At 60.2% G+C, this 25,384-nt stretch carries 23 protein-coding genes, 2 tRNA genes and 1 riboswitch; of the genes, 3 read left to right on the top strand and 22 right to left on the bottom strand.

The annotated features are described in order from the left end of the window. Positions 1-71: 71 nt before the first annotated feature. The 11 genes from greA to PMX21_RS03170 all read right to left on the bottom strand — a co-directional run bounded on the left by greA (position 72) and on the right by PMX21_RS03170 (position 7,873). The gene (gene greA, locus PMX21_RS03220; protein ID WP_117820769.1) at positions 72-542 is read right to left on the bottom strand and encodes a transcription elongation factor GreA; all 471 of its coding nucleotides are present in this window, start codon (positions 540-542) and stop codon (positions 72-74) included. Between the two features lie 107 nt (positions 543-649). Next, positions 650-925, bottom strand: a complete 276-nt coding sequence (gene tatA, locus PMX21_RS03215; protein WP_271758013.1) for a twin-arginine translocase TatA/TatE family subunit — start codon at positions 923-925, stop codon at positions 650-652. Between the two features lie 112 nt (positions 926-1,037). Further along, positions 1,038-1,114, bottom strand: a tRNA-Pro gene (locus PMX21_RS03210). A gap of 49 nt (positions 1,115-1,163) precedes the next feature. Beyond that, positions 1,164-2,060: a 4-(cytidine 5'-diphospho)-2-C-methyl-D-erythritol kinase gene (gene ispE / locus PMX21_RS03205; RefSeq protein WP_271758011.1), complete on the bottom strand. Its 897-nt coding sequence runs from the start codon at positions 2,058-2,060 to the stop codon at positions 1,164-1,166. A 2-nt stretch (positions 2,061-2,062) separates the two neighbouring features. Beyond that, positions 2,063-2,359, bottom strand: coding sequence for a Veg family protein (locus PMX21_RS03200; protein ID WP_006234957.1), 297 nt, complete (start codon positions 2,357-2,359; stop codon positions 2,063-2,065). A gap of 130 nt (positions 2,360-2,489) precedes the next feature. Beyond that, complete coding sequence (gene dtd / locus PMX21_RS03195; protein WP_040358996.1) at positions 2,490-2,936, bottom strand: D-aminoacyl-tRNA deacylase; 447 nt, start codon at positions 2,934-2,936, stop codon at positions 2,490-2,492. Between the two features lie 3 nt (positions 2,937-2,939). Next, positions 2,940-3,581: an RdgB/HAM1 family non-canonical purine NTP pyrophosphatase gene (gene rdgB / locus PMX21_RS03190; protein ID WP_022094898.1), complete on the bottom strand. Its 642-nt coding sequence runs from the start codon at positions 3,579-3,581 to the stop codon at positions 2,940-2,942. A 142-nt stretch (positions 3,582-3,723) separates the two neighbouring features. Beyond that, complete coding sequence (rph, locus tag PMX21_RS03185; protein ID WP_238022557.1) at positions 3,724-4,449, bottom strand: ribonuclease PH; 726 nt, start codon at positions 4,447-4,449, stop codon at positions 3,724-3,726. A 55-nt stretch (positions 4,450-4,504) separates the two neighbouring features. Then, a complete protein-coding gene (gene murI, locus PMX21_RS03180; RefSeq protein ID WP_271758009.1) occupies positions 4,505-5,389 on the bottom strand; it encodes a glutamate racemase in 885 nt (294 codons plus the stop codon). A gap of 53 nt (positions 5,390-5,442) precedes the next feature. Continuing rightward, positions 5,443-6,354: an HAD family hydrolase gene (locus PMX21_RS03175; protein WP_271758007.1), complete on the bottom strand. Its 912-nt coding sequence runs from the start codon at positions 6,352-6,354 to the stop codon at positions 5,443-5,445. Positions 6,355-6,388: 34 nt separating this feature from the next. Further along, positions 6,389-7,873, bottom strand: coding sequence for a Mur ligase family protein (locus PMX21_RS03170; protein ID WP_271758005.1), 1,485 nt, complete (start codon positions 7,871-7,873; stop codon positions 6,389-6,391). 317 nt (positions 7,874-8,190) lie between these two features. Here PMX21_RS03170 and PMX21_RS03165 point away from each other — a divergent pair, with 317 nt between their 5' ends. The 3 genes from PMX21_RS03165 (at position 8,191) to PMX21_RS03155 (ending at position 12,431) form a co-directional block, all read left to right on the top strand. Beyond that, positions 8,191-10,239 (top strand): ABC transporter permease subunit, encoded by a 2,049-nt coding sequence (locus PMX21_RS03165; protein WP_271758003.1) that lies wholly within the window; start codon positions 8,191-8,193, stop codon positions 10,237-10,239. Between the two features lie 190 nt (positions 10,240-10,429). Beyond that, a complete protein-coding gene (asnB, locus tag PMX21_RS03160; RefSeq protein WP_271758001.1) occupies positions 10,430-12,298 on the top strand; it encodes an asparagine synthase (glutamine-hydrolyzing) in 1,869 nt (622 codons plus the stop codon). A gap of 57 nt (positions 12,299-12,355) precedes the next feature. Beyond that, positions 12,356-12,431, top strand: a tRNA-Val gene (locus tag PMX21_RS03155). A gap of 700 nt (positions 12,432-13,131) precedes the next feature. Here the strand turns inward: PMX21_RS03155 and PMX21_RS03150 are convergent. From PMX21_RS03150 to groES, 11 genes are all read right to left on the bottom strand, one after another. Then, positions 13,132-14,415 (bottom strand): aspartate aminotransferase family protein, encoded by a 1,284-nt coding sequence (locus tag PMX21_RS03150; protein ID WP_271757999.1) that lies wholly within the window; start codon positions 14,413-14,415, stop codon positions 13,132-13,134. A 69-nt stretch (positions 14,416-14,484) separates the two neighbouring features. Then, positions 14,485-15,465, bottom strand: coding sequence for an acetylglutamate kinase (gene argB, locus PMX21_RS03145; protein WP_117765156.1), 981 nt, complete (start codon positions 15,463-15,465; stop codon positions 14,485-14,487). 81 nt (positions 15,466-15,546) lie between these two features. After that, the gene (argJ, locus tag PMX21_RS03140) at positions 15,547-16,812 is read right to left on the bottom strand and encodes a bifunctional glutamate N-acetyltransferase/amino-acid acetyltransferase ArgJ (protein WP_271757998.1); all 1,266 of its coding nucleotides are present in this window, start codon (positions 16,810-16,812) and stop codon (positions 15,547-15,549) included. 135 nt (positions 16,813-16,947) lie between these two features. Next, positions 16,948-18,018 (bottom strand): N-acetyl-gamma-glutamyl-phosphate reductase, encoded by a 1,071-nt coding sequence (argC, locus tag PMX21_RS03135; RefSeq protein ID WP_271757997.1) that lies wholly within the window; start codon positions 18,016-18,018, stop codon positions 16,948-16,950. Between the two features lie 256 nt (positions 18,019-18,274). Then, positions 18,275-18,685 carry a pyridoxamine 5'-phosphate oxidase family protein gene (locus PMX21_RS03130; protein ID WP_099432117.1) on the bottom strand — a complete coding sequence of 137 codons (411 nt, stop codon included), beginning with the start codon at positions 18,683-18,685 and terminating at the stop codon, positions 18,275-18,277. Between the two features lie 54 nt (positions 18,686-18,739). Next, positions 18,740-19,186 carry a pyridoxamine 5'-phosphate oxidase family protein gene (locus PMX21_RS03125; protein ID WP_055309439.1) on the bottom strand — a complete coding sequence of 149 codons (447 nt, stop codon included), beginning with the start codon at positions 19,184-19,186 and terminating at the stop codon, positions 18,740-18,742. A 30-nt stretch (positions 19,187-19,216) separates the two neighbouring features. After that, entirely contained in the window at positions 19,217-20,017 is an 801-nt protein-coding gene (locus PMX21_RS03120; protein ID WP_271757996.1) for an energy-coupling factor transporter transmembrane component T family protein, read from the bottom strand. Next, complete coding sequence (locus tag PMX21_RS03115) at positions 20,017-21,921, bottom strand: energy-coupling factor transporter ATPase (protein ID WP_271757994.1); 1,905 nt, start codon at positions 21,919-21,921, stop codon at positions 20,017-20,019. The genes PMX21_RS03120 and PMX21_RS03115 overlap by 1 nt, the downstream gene beginning before the upstream one ends. Next, positions 21,918-22,508: an ECF transporter S component gene (locus tag PMX21_RS03110; RefSeq protein WP_055252299.1), complete on the bottom strand. Its 591-nt coding sequence runs from the start codon at positions 22,506-22,508 to the stop codon at positions 21,918-21,920. Before PMX21_RS03110 ends, PMX21_RS03115 begins: the two co-directional genes overlap by 4 nt. A gap of 5 nt (positions 22,509-22,513) precedes the next feature. Then, positions 22,514-22,706, bottom strand: a riboswitch (FMN riboswitch). A gap of 369 nt (positions 22,707-23,075) precedes the next feature. Next, the gene (gene groL, locus PMX21_RS03105) at positions 23,076-24,713 is read right to left on the bottom strand and encodes a chaperonin GroEL (RefSeq protein WP_006234938.1); all 1,638 of its coding nucleotides are present in this window, start codon (positions 24,711-24,713) and stop codon (positions 23,076-23,078) included. Positions 24,714-24,809: 96 nt separating this feature from the next. Then, a complete protein-coding gene (groES, locus tag PMX21_RS03100; RefSeq protein WP_022094351.1) occupies positions 24,810-25,103 on the bottom strand; it encodes a co-chaperone GroES in 294 nt (97 codons plus the stop codon). Positions 25,104-25,384 lie beyond the last annotated feature (281 nt).

Genomic DNA, 25,384 nt, shown 5'->3' with positions numbered 1-25,384 from the left:
TCCTCAAACTAAAACGCTCCCCAGGATTCGGTCCCAGGGAGCGAAAACATACCTTTACGCGGGACCGTGGTCTAGCGTGCGATCTTGGCGATGGTGTAGACGCGAGTCTTGCCGGAAGGCGTAACGACCTCGACGGAATCGCCCTCGCCGTGACCGATGATGGCGTGACCGACCGGAGACTCGTTGGAGATCTTGTGCTCGAGCGAGTTGGTCTCGGTGGTACCGACAAGCGTGACCTCGATAAGCTCACCGTTGGGGTCGACCAGGGTAACAGTCGAGCCAATGGAGACGGTCAGGTCGCCCGTGCTGGCAGCGATCTGAGCGTTGGCGAGGATGGCCTGGATCTCGGCGATACGAGCGGCGTTCTGGGCCTGCTTGTCCTTGGCGGCATCGTACTCGGAGTTCTCCGAAAGGTCGCCGAACGCGCGGGCTTCCTTGATGTCCTCGACGATCTCCTTGGCGTAATCGCCCTCACGCCAAGCGAGCTCCTCGACGAGCTTCTGGCGGCCTTCAGCGGTCAGTACGATCTGGCTTGCGTCCATACGGATATCTCCCCAACTATGATGTAACGATCAACTGTCAACAAAACGAAAAAAGACCGGCTAGCCTGCGGGCAAGCCGGTCAGGTGCTCACCCCAAAGGGATGGGACTACTCTGCGTCCGCGTCGCTGTCCTCTGCCTTCTTTTGCTTGGCAGCAGCGAGCTTGGCCTCGAGCTCTGCGATCTCCTTGTCCTCCTCGGACTCCTCGACCACAACCTCCTCGGCCTGCTTGGTTTCGCCCTTATCGTCGCCCTCCATACCCTCGCGGATATTCTTGACGGTAGAGCCGAGGGACTTACCGAGCTTCGGCAGGTTCTTGGGCCCAAAGATAATCAGGACAACGATGAGAATAATGATGAGCTCAGGAGCCCTCAGTCCAAACATGTAGACCTCCACAATACAGCGAGACAAGCTCGAATGAGTATACCGCGGGTATCGCGGTATCACAACAATAGCTAAAAAAAGGGACCGCAAGAAGCGGTCCCTCCTCATGCTCTGGTCGGGTTGACTGGATTTGAACCAGCGACCCCTGCGTCCCGAACGCAGTGCTCTACCAAACTGAGCCACAACCCGTTAGCTCGACTATAGTAACAAAGATTTCCGTCGTGTGCCAGAGAAATTTTTACTTCTTTGGCGCTTCAATGCGAACCGTGTCGGAAACGAGCTCCGTTGCATAAGCCCACCAGCCGTTTTGTTGAGCGGCTGCCGAAAGATTGGCTGCCGTGGCGGCGCTATCGCAGAGAGCAAACGAGCAGGCACCCGAACCGCACACGTTTGCGGCAATGGTACCGTCCCGTGAACGAAGCCAGTCGAGCACCGTTTGAATCCGCGGCTCCATCTGCGCGGAAATGACACCCAGGTTGTTGTGGACGAGCGCGTAGGCCGCCTCTGCATCTCCCGAGCGAAGGGCAGATGCGATCGCTCCGGGCTTGTCCACAGGCGCTGGGGTCTCGTCAAAACGTCGATAGGCTTCAATTGTTGAAACGCTTGCCTCGCGCGGCTTGACCAGCACGACGGGTGTCGCGGGAAGTGCGGGGTACTCGGTTGCCAGCACGTCTCCCCCACCCACGTAAAATGCAGGGCTGGCATGCAAAAAGAAGGGAACGTCGGCGCCAATGCCGCGCGCAATGTTGTCCAGCGCGGGGTCGGCACGGTCGATACCCCAACTCTCTGCCAAGGCGACAATGACCGCCGCGGCATCCGTCGAAGGACCGCCCAGGCCGGCACACAGCGGGATGCGCTTCTTAATCGTGATGCAGACATTGGCTTCGCGACCGTAATGCTCGGCCATAGCAGCGGCCGCACGATACGCCGTATTCTTTTGCATGGGAAAGTCGGATGTCGGAATCGTCTGAACGGTCAGCGCCTGTGCCGGCGTAACCGTCACGGTATCGACAAGACCGACGGCTGCCATCAGGGAATCGACCTTATGGTAGCCGCGGTCGTCACGCTCGGTATGAACCCCCAGATAGAGGTTGATCTTTGCCGGCGCGGAAAGGGTCAGGGACCAATCGGTCACCGCTAGTGCTCCTCGAGCTGATTGCCGAGCGGGGTAAAAATGTGCTCGCCGCTCTCGGGGTCGAACAGCTCGACCTGGCCGGTGAGAACATCAATATACTGGTAGGACTGACGCGACTTGCGGCCACGGCGCTCGTCGACCTCGACGATAAAGACTGCCGGATGGACGCTCTTGATGGTGCCCATGCGCTCGACGACGCGGGTGCGGCCCATGTTGGCCTTCACCTTAACGCGATCGCCCACCATATCGGTCAGCTTCTCGTGGATGTCGTCGACGTGATTGACTTCCATCTCTTCCATGAACAGGGCCTCCAGAAGGTGCAATTCAAAAAGGGGATAATACCCCTAAGATAGACAAAACTCTAATACTATAGCACCCTGCTGCCACCATACGCAAGTAGTTAAACAAGCCCGGTCCCAAATTGACTACTTACAGACTATCGGTATCCAAGACGATGGTGAATGGGCCGTCGTTGACGAGATCGACTTTCATATCGGCGCCAAAGATGCCGTGCGCCACGTGTTCGACATCTTGGCGAACGAGCGTCAGGAAGTACTCGTAGAGCTCGTTGGCGACATCGGGGGCGCCGGCATCCGTAAACGATGGGCGGCGGCCGTGACGGCAATCGGCAAACAGCGTGAACTGCGACACCACGAGAACCTCGCCGTCGACATCGGCAAGTGCCAGGTTGGTCTTGCCGTTCTCGTCCTCGTTAATGCGCAAGCCCCGGAGCTTTCCCCACAGCTTATCGGCCTCGGCGCGCGTGTCGCCGTGGCCCACGCCCAGCAGCACCAGATAGCCGCGCCCAATTTTGCCCACGCACTCGCCGTCGACCGTCACGCCGGCGTTGAGCACGCGCTGCACCACCGCACGCACGGCCTACTCCTCGCCCGTCAGTTTGGCGGATAGGTGCTCGAGCGCATGGAATCGATGGCTGATGGCGTTCTTCTCGTCCGCCGTCAGCTCGGCCATGGTCTTGCCCGGCGTGTCGACCGGCAGGAACAGCGGGTCGTAGCCAAAGCCGTGATCGCCGCGGCCCTCATGTGCGATAACGCCCTCGCAGGCGCCCTCACCATAGGTGACCAAACCGTCCGTGTCGATGAGCGCGACGACACTCATAAAGCGCGCAGTGCGGTCCTCGTCGGCCACGCCCTCCAGATTCACGAGCAGTTTGGCATTGTTGGCGGCATCGTCGCCGTGAACGCCCGCGTAGCGCGCACTATACACACCGGGCTCACCGTCCAGCGCGTCGACGACCAGGCCCGAATCGTCGGCAATGGCCATAAGGCCCGTCTCCTCCACCGCAGCCTGGGCCTTGATGATGGCGTTCTCCAAAAACGTCGTGCCGTTTTCCTCGGGGTCCTCAAAATCGCCCAGCTGGCCGAGCGCCACAAAGCGAACCTCGGGCATAACCTTGCCCAAAATGGCCTCGATCTCGGTGAGCTTATGGGCGTTGCCCGTTGCCACGACGATGGTCGCCGCCGGGTCGAGGGTGTCGATGTCGATCTTCTCAAGTGCCATGAGTGGTCTCCTTGTCCGTATAGCAAAGTCACGTAAAAGGGACCGGTCCGTCGGCATCTCCCCTTTCATGTGGCATCAACCTTATCTATCGGCGTTTCCGCAGATAAAACCTGCCAAAATAAACCTGTCCCTTTTTGGCAGGTTAGGCGAGGACTTGGCGCTGGAGCTCGATGAGCTCGGCAATGCCCTTGTCGCCCAAATCGAGCAGGGAATTGAGGCGCTTGCGGTCGAAGGGCGCCTGCTCGCCAGTGCCCTGAAGCTCGATCATCTCACCGGTATCGGTGGCGACAAGGTTCATGTCGACCTCGGCGTGACTGTCCTCGGAATAATCCAGGTCGAGCAGGGTGTTGCCGTCGACAACGCCCATGGAAATCGCGGCGACCTGGCCCGTGAGCGGGATGCGCTCGAGCTTACCCGCCTCGACCCACATGGCAAGGGCGTCGTGCAGCGCCACCCAGGCGCCGGTAATGCTCGCCGTTCGCGTGCCGCCGTCTGCCTGAATCACGTCGCAGTCGACGGTAACGGTGTACTCGCCGAGTGCCTTCATGTTGACGACGGTACGCAGGCTGCGGCCGATCAGGCGCTCGATCTCCATGGAGCGGCCCTTGCGGTTGGCATGCTCGCGCTTGCAGCGCTTGCCGGTCGATGCCGGCAGCATGGCGTACTCCGCCGTTACCCAACCGGCCTTGGCGCCCTTGCGCCAGCCCGGCACGCCCTCCTCGATGGTGGCGGCGCACAGCACGTGCGTATCGCCAAACTCGGCCAGGCACGAACCGTGGGCGTGCTTCATGACGCCGCGGGTAAGCTTGATGGGGCGCAGCTCATCGGCGGCGCGGCCGTTGGCGCGATTGACCTGCATATACTCCATGGAAAAATCCTTTCGGCAAAAGGTGAAAGTGAGCCTTTGGTCGGTGACCTTTTATCTATTTCAGTTCGTCGATATCGATATGCTCAATGCTCTTGAGCGGCTGGCCAAAGATAAAACTGCCCGCCACCGCAAACTCGGCAATGTTATCGGCCGTCGTTGCAAAACGATGCTGCGGCTCGGCCGCGTCGCCCGCCAGCTGCTCGCGGCGCGTGAGAATATCGGTCAGCTCGCGCGTGGTCTCCTCGGCGGAGCTCACCACGCGCACTCCGGGACCCAGCGCATGGCGAATAGGCCCCACGAGCAGCGGAAAATGCGTGCAGCCGAGTACCACGGTATCGATGCCGTGGTCGCGCAGCGGTTCAACCGTGGCGCCGACCAGCGCGCGTACGGCAGGCGTATCAAAGATGTCCTCGTTCTCGAGCCACTGCTCTTGCAGATGTGCGCCCGAGGCGAGCTCGTGCTCAACGACCTCGACAAAGCTCGAGGCAGGGCAGCCGTATACGTCGACGCCGGCATCCAGGTCCTGAATGGCACGCGTGTAAGCGCCTGAGCGAATGGTGAGGTTGGTGGCGAGCACGCCCACCCGGCGCGTGCGGGTGCTGTTGATTGCCGCGCGTGCGCCCGGTGCAATCACACCGATGACGGGGACGTCGAGCACCTGCTGGGCCAAACGCAAGGCCGCAGCGGTCGCCGTATTGCAGGCGATGACCATGATCTTGACGTCGTGCTTCGACAGCCAACGGCCCGCCTGCAGTGCAAACGAGCGCACCTCGTCCTCGGTGCGGGTGCCGTAGGGGCAGCGCTTGGTGTCGCCGAAGTAGTAGACGGACTCGTGCGGCAACGCCGTCGCAATCGCGCGCGCAACCGTCAGACCGCCTAGACCCGAGTCGAATACGCCAATGGGGCGTGTGTCGCCAGCCAGATTCTCGATATAGGACATTACCTCACCAGATTCTCTCTCGAAAAGATATGGCTCAGAACGATAGGACCGCACTACGAGCGGGCCGCGACGAGCAGCTCTGCCGTTGCCGCCCAGCCATCGACAATCTTTCCGCGCGTGACGTAGGCGTTATCGCAAACATCCAGGAACTCGGGCGCGCCGGCGCTGGTCAAACCGTTCTCGACCAGGCAGAACGTGCCCACGTGGTCAGCCATGTAGAAGTCGGACTCGGAATCGCCGAGCGCCAGCGTCTCCTCGCGCTCGATACCCAGGTGCTCGCAGAAACGTGCGATGGCAACGCCCTTGTTGAGGCCGGCGGGATTGATGTTAAACGCGCGGCCGTCCTCGACGCGTTCGAGCTCGAGCGTCGTCGGCTTGGACAGATGCGTCAGGTGACCGTTGCAGGCCCAGACCAGGCCGCAGCCGGCCTCGTCAAGAATGGCCTGGACCTCGTCGTCGGGCACATCGCCGCGCATGCCGACGGTGACCTCGCGGTACTTGTAGCCAGTCGACATGTCGTTGTGGTACTCGATCTTATGCGGCCAGCGGGCGAGAATCTTCTCGCACACGCCGGTCTGCTCGATCACCTGATGCGGCGTGAGGCCGCAGGCGGGGTCGTAGGGCATATCGCCGGTCAGATACTCCCAATCGTTGGCCTTGAGGTCGTACATGACCAGGCCACCCATCTCGCCGATGTAGGAGTTGAGGCCGAGCACGCGCGCATCCTCGTGGATCATGGTACGGTTGCGGCCCGAGGTGGGAACCACCTGGATGCCGGCGCGGGCAAGTGCCACGACAGCCTCGACGAGCTTGGTCGAGGGGTTGCCGTCGTTGTCGCGCAGCACGCACGAGCCGGGCGCGAGCATGGTGGCGTCCAGGTCGGTAAAGACGTACTTAACCTTGGCAAGACGCTCGCGCATCTCGCCCGAAAGCTCAGCGACGGTCGGCAGGGTATTGTGGGACATGGTCACTCCATTTACGTAGAAGGGGCTTCTGGTCTTAGGCGTCGTACGCCGCAAGGGTGCGCTTGAGAATCGAACCGTCGCGCTCGCAAGGCTCGGGTCCGTTCTTGCGCAGCATGCGCTCTTCCTCGCCCTTACCGGTCACGATGACCACGGCGGGACGGACGGTTTCGCGCACGGCAGTCTCGATAGCGGCAACGCGATCAGTCACGATTTGCCAGTTATCATTTCCCTGCGCTTGAACGTTGCGCGCGATCTCGGCGCAAATATCCTCGACGTTCTCGGGGCCGGGGTCGTCCTCGGTAATCACGATTCGGTCGGCATACTTGCCAGCGGCGATGCCCATCGTGGTGCGTCGGTCGACACCCTTACCGCCCGTAGCGCCAAATACAACCGCCAGCTCGCGCTCGGGATAGTTCTCGCGCAGGTCACGCAGGAGTGTCTCGAGGCTCATGCCGTTATGTGCAAAATCGACGACGCCCAAGATTTTGCCCGATACGGACGGATAGAGCTCCATACGGCCGGGAACGAAGACGCCCTCAAAGCCATGGACGATACCCTCTTCGGAAATGCCCAGGGCCTCGGCGCAGGCAATAGCGGCAAGCGCGTTGGACACATTGAACTTAACCGGCGTGGGAATCACAATGTCGCGCGTAAAGCGGGGCGTGCGCACCGTTGCCACCACGCCGCAGTCACCATTGCGAATCGCCAGCGCAAGCACGTCGGCACGCTCGTCGGTCAGGGAGAACGTCACCGTACGTTCGCAACGAGATGCCGCCTCGAGCACACGATCGACCTTATCCATATCGAGATTGACCACGGCAAAACGGCTCTGCGAGAAGATTTTGAGCTTGCTGGCAAAGTAATCCTCGAGCGTCGGATGCTCAATCGGCGAAATGTGATCCTCGCCGATATTGGTAAAGGCGCCGACTTCAAAGGCGATCTTGCCCGTGCGCTCGTATTTGAGGCCCTGGCTCGATGCCTCCATAACCAGCCACGGGGCACCCGCCTCCGCAGCATGCGCAATGCGAGACTGCAGCAGGAAGGATTCGGGGGTTGTCAGTTTGGAAGGGCCTGCCTCGATGCCGTCGTCGAACTCAATGCCCGTATTAAGAGCGGGCCGATGACAGCCCGTAAGCTTGGCCTCGTTGGCGAGAATGCCGCGCAGATAAAAGCTGCAGGTCGACTTGCCCTTGGTGCCTGTAAAGGCGCAGACCTTCACCTTACCCGACGGGTGCCCATAAAAGGCATCTGCCACCACGGCGAGCGTGCGACGAATATCACTCACAATCACCGCGGGAAGATCAACATCGTAATCGACCTCGGAAACGTAGGCCACGGCGCCATCGGCGATTGCCGAAAGCAGGTACTCGCGCTTAAACGCACGGCCCTTGCAGACGAACAACGTGCCCGGACGCACCTGGCGCGAGTCATCAGTCGCAAACTCAATGCGCTGGTCGCACGAAGCGCTCGGTCTGGAAACAACAAGGTCATCTTCCTCGAGCAACTCTATATAGCGCATCAGAGTTAGCTTCTCTTGTGTCGGACTCGACATACAAAGACCTCTCTCGCTAAATTCAGCCTTAAAGGGCAAAAGACGTCCCGCGGCAGAAACGATGAAACATTCTGTATTATCAACCATCCTAATATGCCACCTGGCCTTGCGCGCACTGCAGCCTTCTAAAAAATTGCATGGACTGTGCTGTGGGCCAATAAATGACAACAGTGTCCACCCCGTGTAAAAACAAGGAAATCTGGGTGCTATTCTTTATCCAAATGTCTTGATGCGCCTCATTGACCCACAATGCCGACCCATCATGCCCAAGCAAAGGATTCCAGATGAAACGACACTTCGAACGTCGCCACCGCTCGGCACATGTCCAGTTGACCCGGCGCATCGTCTGCGCCTTCGCGACGATCGTTGTGGCCCTTGCCACCACCATCGGCGCGAGCGGCTGTTCGTCCTCCCAGAACGCCTCGAGCACCTACACACTCGTCGAGAATGGCAAGTTCACCGTCGCAAGTGACTTGGCCACACCCCCGTTTGAATACGTCAACGATTCCGGCGAAGACCAGGGCTTTACCTATGAACTCATGGGCATGATCGCGGACGAGCTCGGTCTGGAGCTCAACTACTTGCCGGCGCAAAAGTTCGACGGCATTATCCCCATGGTCAAACAGGGTGTAAAGACTGATGTCGGCGCATGTAACATCACGATTACCGATGAGCGCAAGAAAGAGGTCGACTTCACCGACCCCTATATCGACTCCAACCAGGGCGTCGCAGTTGCAAAGAACACTGGATACGACACGGTCGATAGCCTCAACGCACCGGGCGTCAAAATTGCCGTGCAGTCGGGTACCACGTCCGAAGAGTGGGCAATCGAAAACCTGCCGCAGGCAACCACCGTCAACTTTGACGACTGGACGGCAGCCTTCACCGCCGTCATGAGTGGTCAGTGCCAGGCGGTCGTATGCGATCTGCCCGTTGAGCAGTGGATGGTTTCGAATTCCTTTACCGGCATGGAGATCATCAAAGAGGTTCCGACGGGCGAGCAGTTTGGCATTGCCGTCTCTAAAGACAACCCCGAGCTGACACAGGCCATCAACGATGCCCTTGCCAAGATCAAGAGCTCCGGCGCCTATGACAAACTGTACGAGAAGTGGTTTGGCATGGCACCCACGAGCGGGTCCGATAACGAGGATGCCTCGAGCTCAGAGGACGCGACGGGCGCTTCACTCGCCGTCACCTCGGCGACCGCCAAGTCAAACGAAGACGGCGGCAGCGGCGTGCTCGGCGGCATCGCAACCCGCCTGACCTGGGAAGCGACAACGGGTAGCGACGAGGGCGACGTCTCGCAAATTGAGCTTGAGCTGCCCGAGGGCGGATCGTTTGAAAACACCGATGTTAAGGTCACGCTGCTCGACGGACTGAACCAGACGGGTGTCAAGGCATCGTGCTCGTTGAACGGCTCAAAACTCGTCATCAAGTTCGCCGATCCCGTCGCTGCCGGCTCGCAGATTCGCGTTGTCGTCCCCGACGTCGTATTCCCGAGCAACGCGGGTGCCTATGCCGTCACCGGCAGCTATGTCGTCGACGGCGACAAGCGAGATCTTCCCGAGAGCAACACCATCAGCGTCTCGGAGAGCACCATGGTGCAAGAAATCGTCGCCTGGCTCGATGCCCAGCCTTGGGTTGCCGCATGGAACTCCAACCCGTTTTTGGGCATGTTCTGCAAGCCGCAGATTATCGTCACCTCAATCGCCTCGCTCTTTAAGGGCTGGGGCATAGCACTTGCCGTGACCGCCATCGGTTTTCCGCTCGCCATCCCCATCGGCTTGCTGTTTGCCTTTATGAAAATCAGTCATAGTCGTATGCTGCGCGGCATCGCCGTAACATACATCAACGTCCTGCGCGGAACCCCGCTCTTCCTGCAGATCTACATTGCGTTCTTTGGGTTCCCTATGATCGGTCTCAACGTGCCCAATCTGCCGCTCGGCGTTGGCGTCCTAGCCATCAACTGCTCGGCCTATCTTGCCGAGATTTTCCGCGCCGGCATCGAGAGCGTACCGCATGGTCAAGCGGAAGCTGCCTACTCGCTTGGCATGACTTGGTCCCAAGTTATGTCGCGCATCGTGATCCCGCAAGCCGTACGTTACGTTATACCGACTATGACCAGCGAGTTCGTTATGCTGTACAAGGACACGTCACTGCTTTCGAGCGTTGGCGTCATGGAGCTCATGCTGTTCTCCAAAAACCTCACGGCCACCACGGGCAACATTACGCCCTACATTTGCGCCGCACTTTACTATCTGGTCGTGACGATTCCGCTCATCCACATCGTCACCAAGGTGGAGCACCGTCTCGCCGAGCGCAGCAAGCGCTAACCGCTCATACATAGCGTTCACAACCACGACCCGCCGCTTCATCTGAAGATCGGGCGTGGTTTTTTCGGTTCGCTCGGCGCTTATGCCCTATCACGAAACAAAAGATTGGCATGATAGTAAAGATTATTTGACATCAGCTGCCACAATCCTTGCGGCAGTACACCTGAGCCGTCAGCAGAAAGGATCTTGCATGTGCGGTTTTGTCGGTTTTACCGGTACAGATGAACAGAGTGAGCTGGTTCTCACGGCTATGATGAATCGCATCATCCACCGTGGTCCCGATATGGGCGGCCAGCATATCGTCAACAACGTTGCCCTTGGCTTCCGTCGTCTTTCGATTCTTGATCTTTCCGAAGCTGGAGCTCAGCCCATGTCGAGCGACGACGGCAAGGTCACGATTGTCTTCAACGGAGAGATCTACAACTTCCAGGAGCTTCGCGCCGAGCTGGAGGCAGCCGGCTACGCCTTCCACTGCAACGCCGATACCGAGGTCCTGGTACACGGTTACGAGGAGTGGGGCGAGGACCTGGTCAACCGCCTACGCGGCATGTACGCGTTCGTGATCCACGACCAGAACAAGAACAAGCTCTTTGGCGCTCGTGACATCTTTGGTATCAAGCCGTTTTATTACTACCAGGCATCCGATGGCTCGCTGCTGCTTGGCTCCGAGATCAAGAGCTTCCTGGACCATCCCAAGTTTGAGAAGGCTGTCAACCACGACGCGCTACGCCCCTACCTGACGCTGCAATTCCCCGCCACGGAGGAGACCTTCTTTAAGGGCGTGTTCAAGCTTGCCCCGGCGCATTGCTTTACGTATGACCTGACGACCAACACCATGGACATCAAGCGTTACTGGAGCTGTGACTTCACCGACGACAACTCCAAGACCTTCGAGGAGTACGTGGACGAGTGCGACAAGGTCGTGCACGAAAGCGTCGCTGCACACCGAATCGCCGATGTTAAGGTGGGCTCGTTCCTTTCTGGCGGCGTGGACTCCAGCTACATTGCCGCCTGTCTCATGCCCGACACCACGTATTCTGTCGGCTTTGATTACAAGAACTTCAACGAGACCAACTACGCTGCCGAGCTTTCCGACAAGCTGGGCATCAAGAACGTGCGCAAGATGATTACCGCCGACGAGTTCTTCGATGCACTGCCCGATATCCAGTACCACATGGACGAGCCGCAATCGAACCTGTCCAGCGTGCCGCTGTACTATCTGGCGCAGATGGCTTCCGAGGAGGTCACCGTCGTCCTTTCGGGCGAGGGTGCCGACGAGCTGTTTGCCGGCTACGAGTGGTACGAGGACACCCCCGAGATGCGCTCCTTTAAGAAGCGCGTGCCGCTCGGCGTACGTCGCGCCCTGGGCTCGCTCGTTCAGCATCTCCCCTACTTTAAGGGCCACAACTTCCTGACGAAATGCGCCGAGGTTCCCGAGCGCTGGTATGTGGGTCAGGCAAAGGTGTTCGATCCCTCCGAGGTCGACGAGGTGCTCAAGCCCGCTTATGACACCGGCAAGAACGCCGCCGAAATGTGCGCCGAGTACTACAAGCAGGTTCCCAACTGCTGCGAGCTTTCCAAGAAACAGTATCTGGATATGAACATGTGGCTACCGGGCGATATCCTGCTCAAGGCAGACAAGATGTGCATGGCGCATTCTCTGGAGCTTCGCGTCCCGTTCCTGGACAAGAAGGTCATGGAGTTTGCCGAGCACATTCCCGCCAACTACCGTGTTAACGAAGAAGGCTGCAAGCTCGTTCTGCGTCACGCTGCCAACCGCACGCTGCCCGACGAGTGGGCAACGCGCAAGAAGGTGGGCTTCCCCGTACCGGTCAAGTTCTGGCTGCGCGAGCAAAAGTACTACGACTACGTAAAGGAATACTTCACCGCACCGTGGGCTGCCGATTTCTTTGACACCGATGCGCTCATGAAACTGCTTGACGATCACTTTGAGGGTCGCGCGCTCAACCAGCGCAAGATCTATACCACGTTGACGTTCCTCATCTGGTACAAGCGCTTCTTTATCGACGAGGACAAGGGCGCCGAAGTCGCCGCGTAAGTTTCGTTATGAATTAGCGGTGAACAGCACGGGGTTTCCGCTATACTCAATCCCTGCGGGCGATTGGCGCAACGGTTAGCGCAGGTGCTTTACACGCACAAGGCTGGGGGTTCGAATCCCTCATCGCCCACCACTTGATTGAAAAGGCTCCCAGCGATGGGGGCCTTTCCTTTTTGGGCCCCGTGCAGAGGGATTCGAACCCGCAAGGGTGCGGAGCTGAGGAAACGCGAAGCGTTTTCCAGCGCAGCACGCGAGGAGCGAAGCGACGAAGCGGGGCGCGGGCGGCGCCAGCCGCACGCGGACATCCCTCATCGCCCACCACTGAATTGTTAGGCCTCCAGCGATGGAGGCCTTTCCTTTTTCGGGCCCATCGCAGAGGGATTCGAACCCGCAAGGGTGCGGAGCTGAGGAAACGCGTAAGCGTTTTCCAGCGCAGCACGCGAGGGCCGTAGGCCCGAAGCGAAAGCGAGCGGCGAAATGGACCCTTGGCGAATACCCGTGTGCAAAAAATGCCAAATATGAGTACTGCTACCTTTTTGGTAGCAGCGTTTTCGAAGTCATAAAAGGCAAATCCGACATTGGGACGACGACTGATAGTCCAGTTAAGCCAATTTAGTTACTACAAAACTGGACATATGTGGCCCAACTCATCTAAAAACGCCTAATTTATATGTTACGAAGTTAGTGCCCGTACTCATATTTGCCACTTTTTGCACACGGCCTATCCCAGCCATGGTAAATCGATAACAAAACGGGCTCCAGACCGCTGAATCGTGCCGCATATGGCACGTCCGCAGTCCGGAACCCAGTCCAAATTGAGTTATTGCGCTGTGTTAGGCCAAAACGTCCGACAAAATCTCGATCAGGCTGTCCACGTCGGCTTCCTCGCAGACAAGCGGCGGCAGGAAACGCAGCGTGTGGGCACCAGTAGCGTTAATCACGGCGCCGGCGGCCAGCGCGCGGGCAACAATATCATGCGCATCGCCCGCAGCGTCATCCAGATCGCAGCCGAGCATTAAGCCGCGACCGCGTACCTCGGTAACGTGCGGAAGCTTGGCCAGAGCCTGCTCCATATAAGCACCCACCTTGGCGGCATGCTCAGCGTAGTCGCCGCGCACAAGCGCGGAGAGCGTCGCGGCGCACGCCGCGACAGCCAAGCAACTACCGCCAAAGGTCGAGCCGTGGTCACCCGGCTTAAACACGTCGGCGATCTCCTTCTTTGCCACCACGGCACCCATGGGCACGCCATCGGCAATCCCCTTGGCAAGGCTCATAATGTCGGGCTCCACGCCATAGGTCTGGAATGCAAACGGCTTGCCGGAGCGGAAGATGCCACACTGGACCTCGTCGGCGATAAGAACGGCACCCACCTCGTGTGCCAAGTCGCGCGCTGCCGCCATAAACTCCTCGGTCATGGGGTGCACACCGCTCTCGCCCTGAATCGGCTCGAGCATGACGGCGCAAATCTCGCTTCCCAGCTGCTTAAAGATTGCACGCAGCTCATCGACATCGTTGGGTGTGCAGGCCACAAAGCCGCCCGGCAGCGGGCGGAAGCTATCCTGCAGCCAATCCTGCATGGTGGCGGCAATGGTCTCGAGCGTACGGCCGTGGAAGCCGCCGCGCATGCATACGATGGTGTTGCCGCCGTTACCAGCACGCTTGGCGTACAGACGCGCGAGCTTCATCGAGCCCTCGTTGGCTTCAGCACCAGAATTAGCAAAGAACGTCTCCCACACCTGCTCGTCCGCAGCCGGGGCACCGAGCGCAGCGGCCGTGGTCTCATCGCCGGCGGCAATGGCATCGGCAATCACGCGTGCACTGTCCACGTCGTCGTTGGCAAGCTTGGACAGCAGCGCCGCGACCTGTCCACGCTGCTCGATGTAGAAGTAATTGGAGACATGCATGAGCTTTTTTGTCTGCGCCTCGAGCGCCGAGAGCACAGCCGGGTCGCCATGACCTAGGCTGCACACGCCGATGCCGGCAAGAAAGTCGAGGTACTCACGGCCATCGTCGCCGGTGAGCTTCATGCCGTGGCCTTCGACAAACTCTACCGGAGAGCGACCAAAGGTATGCATAACGTAATGGGATTCGAGCGATTGTTGAGTTGCAAGTGACATGGGATGCCTTTCGTTGGGCGCCGTACGGCGCAGGGCTATGGGTGCAGGGACGCGACGACCGTGGGTCAGCTAGACCGTCTGGAGCTTCTCGACCTCGTCGAGGTTCTCGGTCAGGCGCGCCGCAAACGTCGAAAGCGGGTGCGGATGCGTATCGAACTCGTAGGCCGTCTCGGTGGAGTGGATCACAGTACCGACGCCGGCATCGGTCAGCAGCTCCAAGAGCAGCGAATGCGGCGTGGTGCCGTTGATGATGTGTGCGCGGAACACACCGGCGGTAAGCGCATCGACGGCGGCGCGCAGCTTGGGGATCATGCCCTTGTCGACCTCGCCGCCGTAGAGCATCTCATTGACCTCGTCGAGCGTCAGGTTGGAGATAAGCGAATCCTTGTCGCTAAAGTCCTTGTACAGACCGTCGACATCGGTCAAAAAAATCGCCTTATGCGCATGAAGCGCCGCCGCAACGGCACCGGCGGCGGTATCGGCGTTGATGTTGAAGAAGCCACCGTCCTCCCCCGCCGCGACCGTGGCGATAACGGGAATGTACTCACTGTCGAGCAAACGCTCGATATAGTCGGTGTTGACGTGCGTGACCTTGCCTACGCGTCCGAGCTCTGGATCGAGTGGCTCGGCGATAAGGGTACCGGCGTCGCTGCCGGACACGCCCACGGCCAGGTTGCCGTGGTGGTTGAGCGCCGCGACCAGCTCCTGGTTGACTTTGCCGCCCAGCACCTCGCGCACGATATCCATCGTGGCAGGCGTAGTCACGCGCTGGCCGTTCTTAAACTCGACGGGGATGTCGTAGTGGCTGAGAGCCTCGTTGATGGCCTTGCCGCCACCGTGCACGATAACAGGGCGCATGCCGATAATCTTGAGCAGGACGATGTCGCTCATCACGTCACGACGCAGTTGCTCGTCGACCATGGCGGCACCGCCGTACTTGATAACGACCGTCTTACCGGTCAGGTTCTTAATCCACGGCAGCGCCTCGAACAGCAACTGCGCGGTAACTTCGTTGGATTCGCTCGAGCGACAATCGCGTGCGAACTTCATAGTCTGCCTCGTCTTTCGTGTAGCTATCGCGCCGTACCTCGTTGCCCGCTATTGCAGCGGGGCGCGCGGCACATCGGGAGTCTAGGAACGGTAGTCGCCGTTAATGGAGATGTACTCGTGCGTGAGGTCGCAAGTCCACACGGTGGTCGCCGCGTCCCCGGCGCCCAGGTCTGCCGAGATCACAATCTCGGGCGCCTCAAAACGTCGCAGGGCTTCGTCCTCATCGAAGGGGACCGTCAGGCCATCGCGACAGACGGGCATACCCATCATGTCGATGGACACATCTTCTTGGTTAAACTGCACGCCGCACTTGCCGAGCGCCATGGCAACGCGGCCCCAGTTGCAGTCGTGGCCGGCGATGCAGGTCTTGACGAGCGGCGAGTTGGCGACGGCACGGGCGGCGATATCGGCCTCCTCGTCGTTTACGGCGCCGGTTACGTTAACCGTCACGAGCTTGGATGCGCCCTCGCCATCTGCGGCGATGTTGCGCGCCAGGCTCTCGCACACTTCATGCACGGCAAAGGCCAGCTCGTCGAAGGCGTCAGAGCCCTCGACAATAGGCTCGGCATCTGCGGCAGCGCCGGAAGCAAGCATGATGCAGGTGTCGTTAGTCGAGGTGTCGGAGTCGACCGTTACCTTGTTGAAGGTCTGCTTGACGGTGGAGAGTAACAGGGCGTGAAGCGCCGCCGGCTCGACGGGGGCATCGGTAGTGATGACTGCGATCATGGTGGCCATGTTGGGCATGATCATGCCCGAGCCCTTGCACATACCGCCCACCGTATAGGCATTACCTGCGTGCCCCGCGGCCTCGCTGCGGTAACACACAGCATACTCCTTGGAGTGCGTGTCGGTCGTCATGATAGCGCGGGCGGCATCGGCGCCACCGTGGGCGGAGAGCGCCTCGTAGGCAGCAGGAACGGCGGTCTCAAACGTGTCGATCGGCAGAATCTGACCAATTACGCCCGTGGAGGCGACCAAAATCTGCTGGGGCTCGCAGCCGATGACCTGCGAGGCGATGTTGCAGGTCTCGCGCGCGCAGGCAAGACCGGTCTCGCCCGTGGCGGCGTTGGCGTTGCCGGAGTTGATAGAAACACCGGCGATGATGCCATAGCCCTTGTCGGCGCCGCCCAGATTGGCGCGGCTCACCTGCACAGGCGCTGCGCAAAAGCGGTTGGTCGTAAACACGCCGGCGCCGGGACAGGGCTTATCGGGCACGACAAGCGCGTAATCCAAGCGCTCGGGATTCTTGCGGAATCCGGCATGAATACCCGCGGCCTTAAAGCCGGCCGCTGCCGTAACGCCACCCTCGACGGCGCGGATCTTGATATCGAGCTGCCCTATATTCATCGTCCCTACGACTCCTTATATCAAATAAAAAAGCGGGCATCGGCTGGCACGCCATACCGGTCGCAACTACTAGACCAGCTTAAGAGTGGCGCCCCACTCGATGCCCGACTACCAAATCGTCAACAATCGAATGTGCTACACCGGGCACGCCACTGTGGGCAAGCCTCGTCGCTCGTCAAAACCAAAGACGATGTTGGCGCACTGGACCGCCTGGCCTGCTGCACCCTTGCACAGATTGTCGATGGCGCCCGTAGCCACCAGAACGCCCGCGCGTTTGTTGAGCGCGAGGCCGATCTGGGCGGCGTTGGTGCCGACGACCGAAGCCGTCTTGGGCTGCTGGCCGGCATCGAGTACGCGCACGAAGGTGCGACCGGCGTAGAACTGCTTGTAATGGTCGACAACGTCCTCAAGGGTCAAGGTATCGATAGCCTGCGGCGTAAGCGGCATCGTCACCGTAGAGAGCAGGCCGCGCTTGAGCGGTGCCAGGTGCGGGGTAAAGACGACGCGATCGGTTAGGCCCAAGATCTGCTCGATTTCGGGCGTGTGACGATGCTTGCCCACGCCATAGGCCTCCAGGTTTTCGTCCGCGCTGCAAAAATGCGTACGGGCGTTGCAGGACTTACCGGCACCCGTTACACCGCTGATGGCGTCAACGATCACGGGGCCGCTCTGGGCAACCCAGCCGGCGCGCACGGCAGGCGCGGCGGCAAGGCTCGTTGCGGTGGGATAGCAACCGGCGCAGGCAACCAGTACGGGCTTGCCATCGGCGTGGTCGGATGCAGCGGTCTCCAAATCCTGGCAGAACAGCTCGGGCAGACCAAAGGCGCGGCTCTTGAGTAGCTCGGGGCTCGCGTGCTCGGCGGCATACCAGGCCTCAAAGATGGCCGGATCGCTCAGGCGATAGTCGGCCGAGAGGTCAATGCAGGAGACTCCCGCGGCAAGCAGGGCGGGCACCTGTGCCATGGCGGCCGTGTGCGGCACGGCCAAAAAGACCGCGTCACAGTTCTTGAGCTCGGGGGCATCGTGCGTCGTGAAGACAAGATCGCTCACGCCGGCAAAGCTCGGGTACACCGCAGACAACGGCTGGCCAGCATCGGCGTTTGACGTAATGGCAGTAAGTTCAAACTCGGGATGACCGAGCACGAGGCGAATGAGCTCGGCGCCAGCATATCCAGCCGCACCTACGATTCCAACCTTTAAAGACATATCGGACTCCTTGTCTGCAGTTATGCACCAATGCGCATCCCGCAGCCGTCGTTATGAAGTGGGTTGAAACTTTAGCACCGAAAGATGCATGAACACGTAAATGGCTTGTATGTTCATGCATTGAAACATTCCCGACACATTCGCTTGAAGGAATTGACAAATTGAGCGGGCCCCGTATCGACCGGCACTCCTTACGGCGCCGGGCAACACGGGGCCCGTCCATGCGAAAACTAAGTTGTTGGGATGAGCCAGCTGGCTAGAGCTCGACCGGCACCCATTCGTCGTGATTGCAGATAAAAGCCTCAGGATCCTCGACGCTAAAGAAGACGAGCGTGGGGTCGTTAGGACCCTCATAGTGCTCGCCCAGGCGCTCTAGATGCTTCCACCCGGCTTCGCGCATTTCGTCTAAAGCCCGGTCATCCAAGCCGGCACGCCCGCGCAAGATGAGCCAGCCATGGCCCGGCCACCAACTCGTGGCCTCAAAGCGTTGGTTTTGCAGCAGCTCCTGCCACACATCTTTAGTGCGCGCTGTCACAAACCACAGCTTGCCGTCCTGAATCTGTGCAAACGAGAACGGACGCACATGTGGCTGCCCGTCCACGCTCGTCGCCAGATACCACGCCGGCACCGACGTCAGATACTCCAAAACCGTATTCAATCCGTCCACGTTTCCTCCTGTCGCCCGACCAGTCTTTTTGGAATGGGTAGTCAATTTGGGAAATTAGAGCTCGAGGCGCTCTTCGCTGCCGTCGATATCGCAGAATCGCGCGGCGATGTTGCGGACCGAGAAGAACGCAAGGCGGCCGTCGTTGGCGCTCTCGTGCTCCTCACCGATGCCCACCATGTGCTTAAAACCCGCTTGACGCACCTTGTCGCTCGCAACTGCGTCGTCCTCAAGTGCGGCCTCACCGGTCAACACGATCCAGCACTCCCCCGGCTTCCAGCCCGATACCTCAAACTTGGGATTCGCGCTCAACTCCGCCCATACGTCCTTGTCGCGCGACGTGCAAAACCACAGCTTGCCATCATCAACCATGGCAAACGAAAACGGCCTCACGCGGGGCTGATGCCCGTCGCTCGCATCGGTCGTGGCAAGATACCACGCCGGAATGCGCCTGAGATACGAACAGGCGCGCTCAAGCTGAGCCGTGCGGTCGTTGTCGGTCATAGGGACCCCTTTCTTGCGCTCGAATCGCGCCTAAACAAGTTGAAGGTTGATGACGATGACACACGCGAGCAGCAGCGCCGTCACCACCGCGGCCAGTGCATCCCCGCGGCCAAACGTAAGTGCATGCAGACGCGTGCGTCCCTGTTCGCCGTGATAGCAGCGCGCATCCATGGCGGCCGAAAGCGTCTCGGCATGACGGAACACGCCGGTGAACAGCGGAATCGCCACACTGCCGAGCATGCGCACACCGCCGAGCGGACCGCCCGTCACGCGCGCGCCGCGGCTTGCCTGCGCGTCCGCCGTCTGCTTCATCTCGGTGGCGAACTGCGGCATAAAGCGCAACGCGATACCCATGATCATGCCAAGCTCATGCGCAGGGAGCCCCACGCGCGCAAACGGTGCGAGCAGACGCTCAAAGCCCGCGGTGAGGTCGAGCGTGGGCGTGGTGAGTGTAATGGCGCTCATGCCGGCCATCATCAACGTCAGACGGCACGCCATAAACGCCGCAGAACGCAGCGAGCCCTCGCTCACCTGCAAAAAGCCAAGCTGCCACAGGATGCGCCCACTCTGATCGGTAAACAAGTTGAGCACCGCGACCACGACGACGATTGCCAGCAGCGGCGCCATCGACGACAGAACGCGACGAACCGGCACCCGAGACACGGCATAGGTCAGCACAACGAAGATTGCGACCGGGGCCAGTCCGCGGAAGCTGCTGACCGTGAGCGTCGTGATCAGAAACACAAAGCCCAAGAGCAACTTAGTTCGCGGGTCCAGGCGGTGGATCGCACTATCGCCGGGATAGTAGCTGCCAAACGAAAACGCCTCCATCAGCAGCCCTCCTCTCGCGCGACCGTCTTGGATTTAGCAATGTCCGCGACGTTAGAGGAACCGCCCGAGCGACCGATTAGCAGGTCCACCAACTCATCTGCCAGCGACTCAACCGTATAGAGGCCGTCAAAGCGCAGCGGCACGCCTGCCTTCGCAAGCGCCAGCGCCATACGTTGGGCAGCGGGAACACCCAAGCCGATTGATTTAAGCTCATCCGCATGCGCAAACACCTGAGCGGGCGTGCCCTCGGCAAACACCGCGCCCTCGTTCATCACGACAATACGGTCGCAGCAATTGGCCAGGTCATCCATGCTGTGCGAAACCATGACAACGGTCAGGCCATCGCGGTGAAGTCGATCGATAAGCTCAAGGAAATCCCTGCGCGCAGCCGGATCGAGCCCCGCCATGGGCTCATCGAGCACCAGGACTTCGGGCTCCATGGCGAGCACGCCGGCGAATGCCACACGCCGTTGCTGACCGCCCGAAAGCTCAAAGGGACTCTTGTCGCCGACCGTGGAAAGGTCGAGGCCCACGCGTGAGAGCGATGACTCGACACGACGGTCGACTTCATCTTGCGGCAAGCCAAGGTTATGCGGACCAAACGCCACGTCCTGCGCCACGGTTTCGGCAAACAGCTGACGCTCAGGATATTGAAACACCACGCCGACCTTGGCCTTAACCGCGGCGGCGTCTTTCTTGTTTGACAGATCGAGCCCCAGCGCGCGAACGGATCCCTCCTGGGGGCGAATCAAACCGTTGAGATGCTGGACCAGCGTCGACTTACCCGAACCGGTATGACCTGCCAAGCCCAGGAACTCGCCGCGACGCACCGTCAGCGATACATCGCGCAGCGCCCACGGGCTGCTTGGGTCGTTTCCCCAGAGAGCCCGTTTGCTCGATTTGCCCGCAGTGGCCGAGCGCTTATGCCAGCGGCGGCGCTCGCGCGGACTGAGCGAATAACTGTACGAAACATGGGATAGCTCGATGACGGGCTCCGACGCGTTGCCCTCGTTGTCTACCGGAACAGTGCCGTCAGCGATTTCCAACTGGGATGCGGAAGGCTGCCCCGCGGTGCCTGCCCCACTTCGCTCGGCATAAGTCTGCGCAATCTCGGCGACCATATCCGCCTCACGTACCTGCGCGCAAACGGGCACGCCCTTCGCACGAAGTGTCCTACCTAAGCAGCACGACGCCGGCATATCCAGGTTAAGCTGAGCGAGTTCATTCGCCCGCGTCAGAATCTCCTCGGGCGTACCCAGCATGGCAACATGCCCCGCCCGAAACACCGCGACACGATCGGCCTCGGCGGCCTCTTCCATAAAGTGCGTAATCATCACGATGGTCATGCCGCGATCGTGCAACGCGCGGCAAGCCTTCATGAGGCCCTTGCGCCCACGCGGATCAAGCATCGAGGAAGCCTCGTCCAATATAAGCACGCGCGGTTCCATGGCAAGCACGCCGGCAAGCGCCACGCGCTGCTTTTGGCCGCCCGAAAGCGCATGGGTCTCGTGGTGCTCAAAGCCCACCAGGCCCACGCCCTTCAGCGCCTCGCGTACGCGCTGCGCAATTTGCGCCGATGGCACGCCTAGGTTTTCGGGACCAAACGCAATGTCATCTTCGACAAGCGTTGCCACCAGCTGGTCGTCGGGATTCTGGAATACCATGCCCGCGGTCGAACGAATGTCGTAGACCAGCTCGGGGTCGGACGCATCCATGCCGTTGATGCGTACCGTGCCCGCATCGGGCTGCAACAGTGCATTCAGATGCTTGGCAAACGTCGACTTGCCCGACCCATTGCCACCGAGGATGCAGAAAAACTCGCCGTCCTCGATATTCAGATCGACGCCGTCGAGCGCCGGTACGGCACCGTCATAGCTAAAGGAAACGCCCCGACACTCAATCATGCGCGGCCTTTGACCTGGTCCTTTTTAGGCGTGATGAGGTTGGAGACCGCTTTATACACCGCCAGTGTCAACACCGAGTTAAGCACGGTCTTGATAAGGTTGAACGGCAGCACGGCAGGAATCATGAGCGGGGCGATCACATCGACCGAGCCATACCAGAACCATACGCCAATGGTAAGGTTTGCGACCATAGACAACGCCGTAGCGGCAATAACGCCGAGCACCAGGCCAATCACGGCACCCTTATAGGTATGCATCTTCTGATAGACGATAGCCGCAGGCAGAATGTAGCCCAGCGTGGCAACCAGGTTCATAAGCGCGCCGACCCAGTCACCCGTGGTGAGCGCATGGATAACGATAGCCATAGCGGCAACAGCAGTGCCGGCGCCAGGACCATACGCAAACCCGCACACCATCGCCGGTACCAGCGACGGGTCATACGTCAAAAACGGCGCCGAAGGAAGGATAGGCAGCTGCACGTACATAAACAGGGCGCCCAAGGCGCACATCAACGCCATGGTAACGAGCTGTTTGGTGCTCCACCTATTCGTGTTCTCAAAATGGATATGCTGCGACTGTTCAGACATAAGATCACCTGCCTCTTTCATCCGGACTCTAACCGTTGGTACTGGAATCTCACCAGTTCAGCCGGCATGCGAACCAACGCACACACGGGTCGCGGACTCATCGGCTCGGCCGCAGGCGTCTCGCCTGCACCACGGCGCCCCTTTGGCACCGCCCGATTTACCGCCAGTGGGGAATTTCACCCCGCCCTGAAACAGCAATTGCAAGTGTAGCACCAGTAGGCTTTCGCGCAAGTATGCCATGGGTAATTTATGGCGGGGACCAGTTACCGCAACAACCACGTTCCCCACCCGTCCCAAAGTAACGCGCCTTTCGCGGCAAAGCCGCGAAACAGCGACCGGGACACGTATCCCCATCAGCCACGATCTCCGCCCACGCCGACCTCAAGGCCGTAAACGCAGGGGATCCGGGGGCGTGACGGGGCTTCTCTCCGGAACATTCCGCAGGACGCAAAGAGGCTCCGCAGCGCGAAGCGCGATGCGGAGCCTCTTTGCATGTCCGAGGACGTTCCGGAGAGAAGCCCCGTCACGCCCCCGGATTCCCGGTGGGAGTTCTAGACCTTGTCGGCCTTAGTACATACCGCCGCCCTGCTGACCAGCGGTAGCAGCAGCGATAGCGTCCTCAAGCTGAGTGTTCTTGGGCACATCGGAGACGGTGGCCTCGGTGATGAGGATCAGGCTGGCGACAGAAGCAGCGTTCTGAAGGGTGACGCGGCTGACCTTGACGGGGTCGAGGACGCCCATCTCGATCATGTCGCCCCACTCGCCGTTGGCAGAGTTGAGACCCTGGCCGGCAGGCAGCTCGGCAACCTTGTCGACCACGACGGCGCCCTCAAAGCCAGCGTTCTTGGCGATGGTAGCGACCGGAGCGGTCAGAGCCTTCTTGACGATGTCGACGCCGATCTTCTCCTCGGGGTCGTCGATCTCGACAGCGTCGAGCGCAGGAGCAGCGTCCATGAAGGCGACGCCGCCACCGGCGACAATGCCCTCCTCGACAGCAGCGCGGGTAGCCTGCAGGGCATCCTCGACGCGGTGCTTGATCTCCTTGAGCTCGGACTCGGTAGCAGCGCCGACCTTGATGACGGCAACGCCACCGGAGAGCTTGGCCAGGCGCTCCTGGAGCTTCTCGCGGTCGAAGTCAGAGGTGGTGTTCTCCATCTCGCCCTTGATCTGAGCGATACGGGCGTCGATGGCCTCCTTGGAGCCAGCGCCGCCGACGACGACGGTGTTGTCCTTGGAGATGGTGACGGACTTAGCGGTACCGAGCATATCGGCGGTGATGTCAGCGACCTTCACGCCCAGCTCGTCCAGGGCAGCCTGGCCACCGGTGAGGACGGCGATGTCCTCGAGGATGCGCTTGCGGCGATCGCCGTAGCCCGGGGCCTTGACGGCGCAGACGTTGAGGGCGCCACGGATCTTGTTGAGGACCAGGGTAGGCAGAGCCTCGCCGTCGATGTCCTCAGCGATGATGAGCAGGCCACGGCCAGCGCGCTGGACAGCCTCGAGAACGGGCATGATGTCCTGAACGCTGGAGATCTTCTGGTCGGTGATGAGGATGTACGGATCCTTCATCACGGCCTCCATGCGGTCGTTGTCCGTGACGAAGTAAGCGGAGACATAGCCCTTGTCGAACTGCATGCCCTCGACGGTGTCGATGGTGATGTCGAACGTCTGGGAATCCTCGACGGTGATGACGCCGTCCTTGCCCACGACCTCCATGGCCTCGGCGATCTTCTCGCCGACCTCGGGGTCACCAGCGGAGATGGTACCGACGGAAGCGATCTGCTCCTTGGTCTCGACCGGCTTGGCCTGCTTCTTCATCTCGGCGACGGCGGCGTTAACGGCCTTGTCGATGCCGCGACGGATGGCCAGCGGGTTGGCGCCAGCGGCGACGTTGCGCAGACCGTCGTTGACGATGGCCTGGGCGAGCAGGGTTGCGGTGGTGGTGCCGTCACCCACGGTGTCGTTGGTCTTGGTGGCGACCTCCTTCACCAGCTGAGCGCCCATGTTCTCGATGTTGTCCTCGAGCTCGATCTCCTTGGCGACGGAAACGCCGTCGTTGGTGATGGTCGGGGCACCGAACGTGCGCTGCAGCGCAACGTAGCGACCCTTGGGGCCCATGGTGACGGTAACGGCGTCGGCCAGAGTGTTGACGCCCTTGGCAAGCTTAGCGCGGGCATCGGTGTTGAACGTAATGTTCTTTGCCATGGTAGGTAATCCTCCAAAAGAAATGTGACTCGCGTCGCCGCTTCCGAGTCCTGTGCGGCGGGCGCGTTCAAAGACGAATCAGAGATTCTGACGAAACTAGGCCTCGACGACGGCGTAGATGTCGTCGGCGCGCATCAGCAGATACTTCTCGCCGTCGACCTTGACCTCGTTGCCACCGAACTTACCGTAGATGACAACGTCACCGACCTTGACGTCCATGGGGATGCGCTCACCCTTGTCGTTGACCTTGCCGGCGCCAACGGCAACGATGGTGCCGCGCTGCGGCTTCTCCTGAGCGTTGCTGGCGATATACAGACCAGAAGCGGTCTTCTGCTCGGCCTCGTCGGGCTTGACCAGAACACGATCTGCAAGCGGCTTCAAAGACGACATGCTTGTCTCCTCCTTTTTGGGCCGCGCGGTTATACCACGCGAATTAACCCTTTTTGTTTGCGTACGCGTTGAATGGTACCCACGAATGGCGGGTTATACAACACAGAGTCAAAAAATCTTATTTTTTGGCACTTAGATTTTCTGAATGCCGGGGGATAACTTAGCAGTGGCTCCCGTGTGGCTCCGGAGGGGCGGGGCATAAGGTTTCCTGCTCGGGCAGTCCTGCTCGCACGAAGGCCACATTAAGTGGCCTTCGGCTCGTGCGGAACTCGCGATAAACC

Origin of the sequence: Collinsella aerofaciens, assembly GCF_028209885.1 — a bacterium.
Lineage (GTDB): Bacteria > Actinomycetota > Coriobacteriia > Coriobacteriales > Coriobacteriaceae > Collinsella > Collinsella aerofaciens_BA.
This window is presented reverse-complemented; position numbering and strand designations above follow the sequence as displayed.

What these genes read in the sequence shown, in the direction of transcription:
- greA (WP_117820769.1), bottom strand. Translation starts at nt 542, where the DNA reads ATGGACGCAAGCCAGATCGTACTGACCGCTGAAGGCCGCCAGAAGCTC.
- tatA (WP_271758013.1), bottom strand. Translation starts at nt 925, where the DNA reads ATGTTTGGACTGAGGGCTCCTGAGCTCATCATTATTCTCATCGTTGTC.
- PMX21_RS03200 (WP_006234957.1), bottom strand. Translation starts at nt 2,359, where the DNA reads ATGGAAGAGATGGAAGTCAATCACGTCGACGACATCCACGAGAAGCTG.
- rdgB (WP_022094898.1), bottom strand. Translation starts at nt 3,581, where the DNA reads ATGGCACTTGAGAAGATCGACATCGACACCCTCGACCCGGCGGCGACC.
- rph (WP_238022557.1), bottom strand. Translation starts at nt 4,449, where the DNA reads ATGGAGTATATGCAGGTCAATCGCGCCAACGGCCGCGCCGCCGATGAG.
- murI (WP_271758009.1), bottom strand. Translation starts at nt 5,389, where the DNA reads ATGTCCTATATCGAGAATCTGGCTGGCGACACACGCCCCATTGGCGTA.
- PMX21_RS03175 (WP_271758007.1), bottom strand. Translation starts at nt 6,354, where the DNA reads ATGTCCCACAATACCCTGCCGACCGTCGCTGAGCTTTCGGGCGAGATG.
- PMX21_RS03170 (WP_271758005.1), bottom strand. Translation starts at nt 7,873, where the DNA reads ATGCGCTATATAGAGTTGCTCGAGGAAGATGACCTTGTTGTTTCCAGA.
- PMX21_RS03165 (WP_271758003.1), top strand. Translation starts at nt 8,191, where the DNA reads ATGAAACGACACTTCGAACGTCGCCACCGCTCGGCACATGTCCAGTTG.
- asnB (WP_271758001.1), top strand. Translation starts at nt 10,430, where the DNA reads ATGTGCGGTTTTGTCGGTTTTACCGGTACAGATGAACAGAGTGAGCTG.
- PMX21_RS03150 (WP_271757999.1), bottom strand. Translation starts at nt 14,415, where the DNA reads ATGTCACTTGCAACTCAACAATCGCTCGAATCCCATTACGTTATGCAT.
- argB (WP_117765156.1), bottom strand. Translation starts at nt 15,465, where the DNA reads ATGAAGTTCGCACGCGATTGTCGCTCGAGCGAATCCAACGAAGTTACC.
- argJ (WP_271757998.1), bottom strand. Translation starts at nt 16,812, where the DNA reads ATGAATATAGGGCAGCTCGATATCAAGATCCGCGCCGTCGAGGGTGGC.
- argC (WP_271757997.1), bottom strand. Translation starts at nt 18,018, where the DNA reads ATGTCTTTAAAGGTTGGAATCGTAGGTGCGGCTGGATATGCTGGCGCC.
- PMX21_RS03125 (WP_055309439.1), bottom strand. Translation starts at nt 19,186, where the DNA reads ATGACCGACAACGACCGCACGGCTCAGCTTGAGCGCGCCTGTTCGTAT.
- PMX21_RS03120 (WP_271757996.1), bottom strand. Translation starts at nt 20,017, where the DNA reads ATGGAGGCGTTTTCGTTTGGCAGCTACTATCCCGGCGATAGTGCGATC.
- PMX21_RS03115 (WP_271757994.1), bottom strand. Translation starts at nt 21,921, where the DNA reads ATGATTGAGTGTCGGGGCGTTTCCTTTAGCTATGACGGTGCCGTACCG.
- PMX21_RS03110 (WP_055252299.1), bottom strand. Translation starts at nt 22,508, where the DNA reads ATGTCTGAACAGTCGCAGCATATCCATTTTGAGAACACGAATAGGTGG.
- groL (WP_006234938.1), bottom strand. Translation starts at nt 24,713, where the DNA reads ATGGCAAAGAACATTACGTTCAACACCGATGCCCGCGCTAAGCTTGCC.
- groES (WP_022094351.1), bottom strand. Translation starts at nt 25,103, where the DNA reads ATGTCGTCTTTGAAGCCGCTTGCAGATCGTGTTCTGGTCAAGCCCGAC.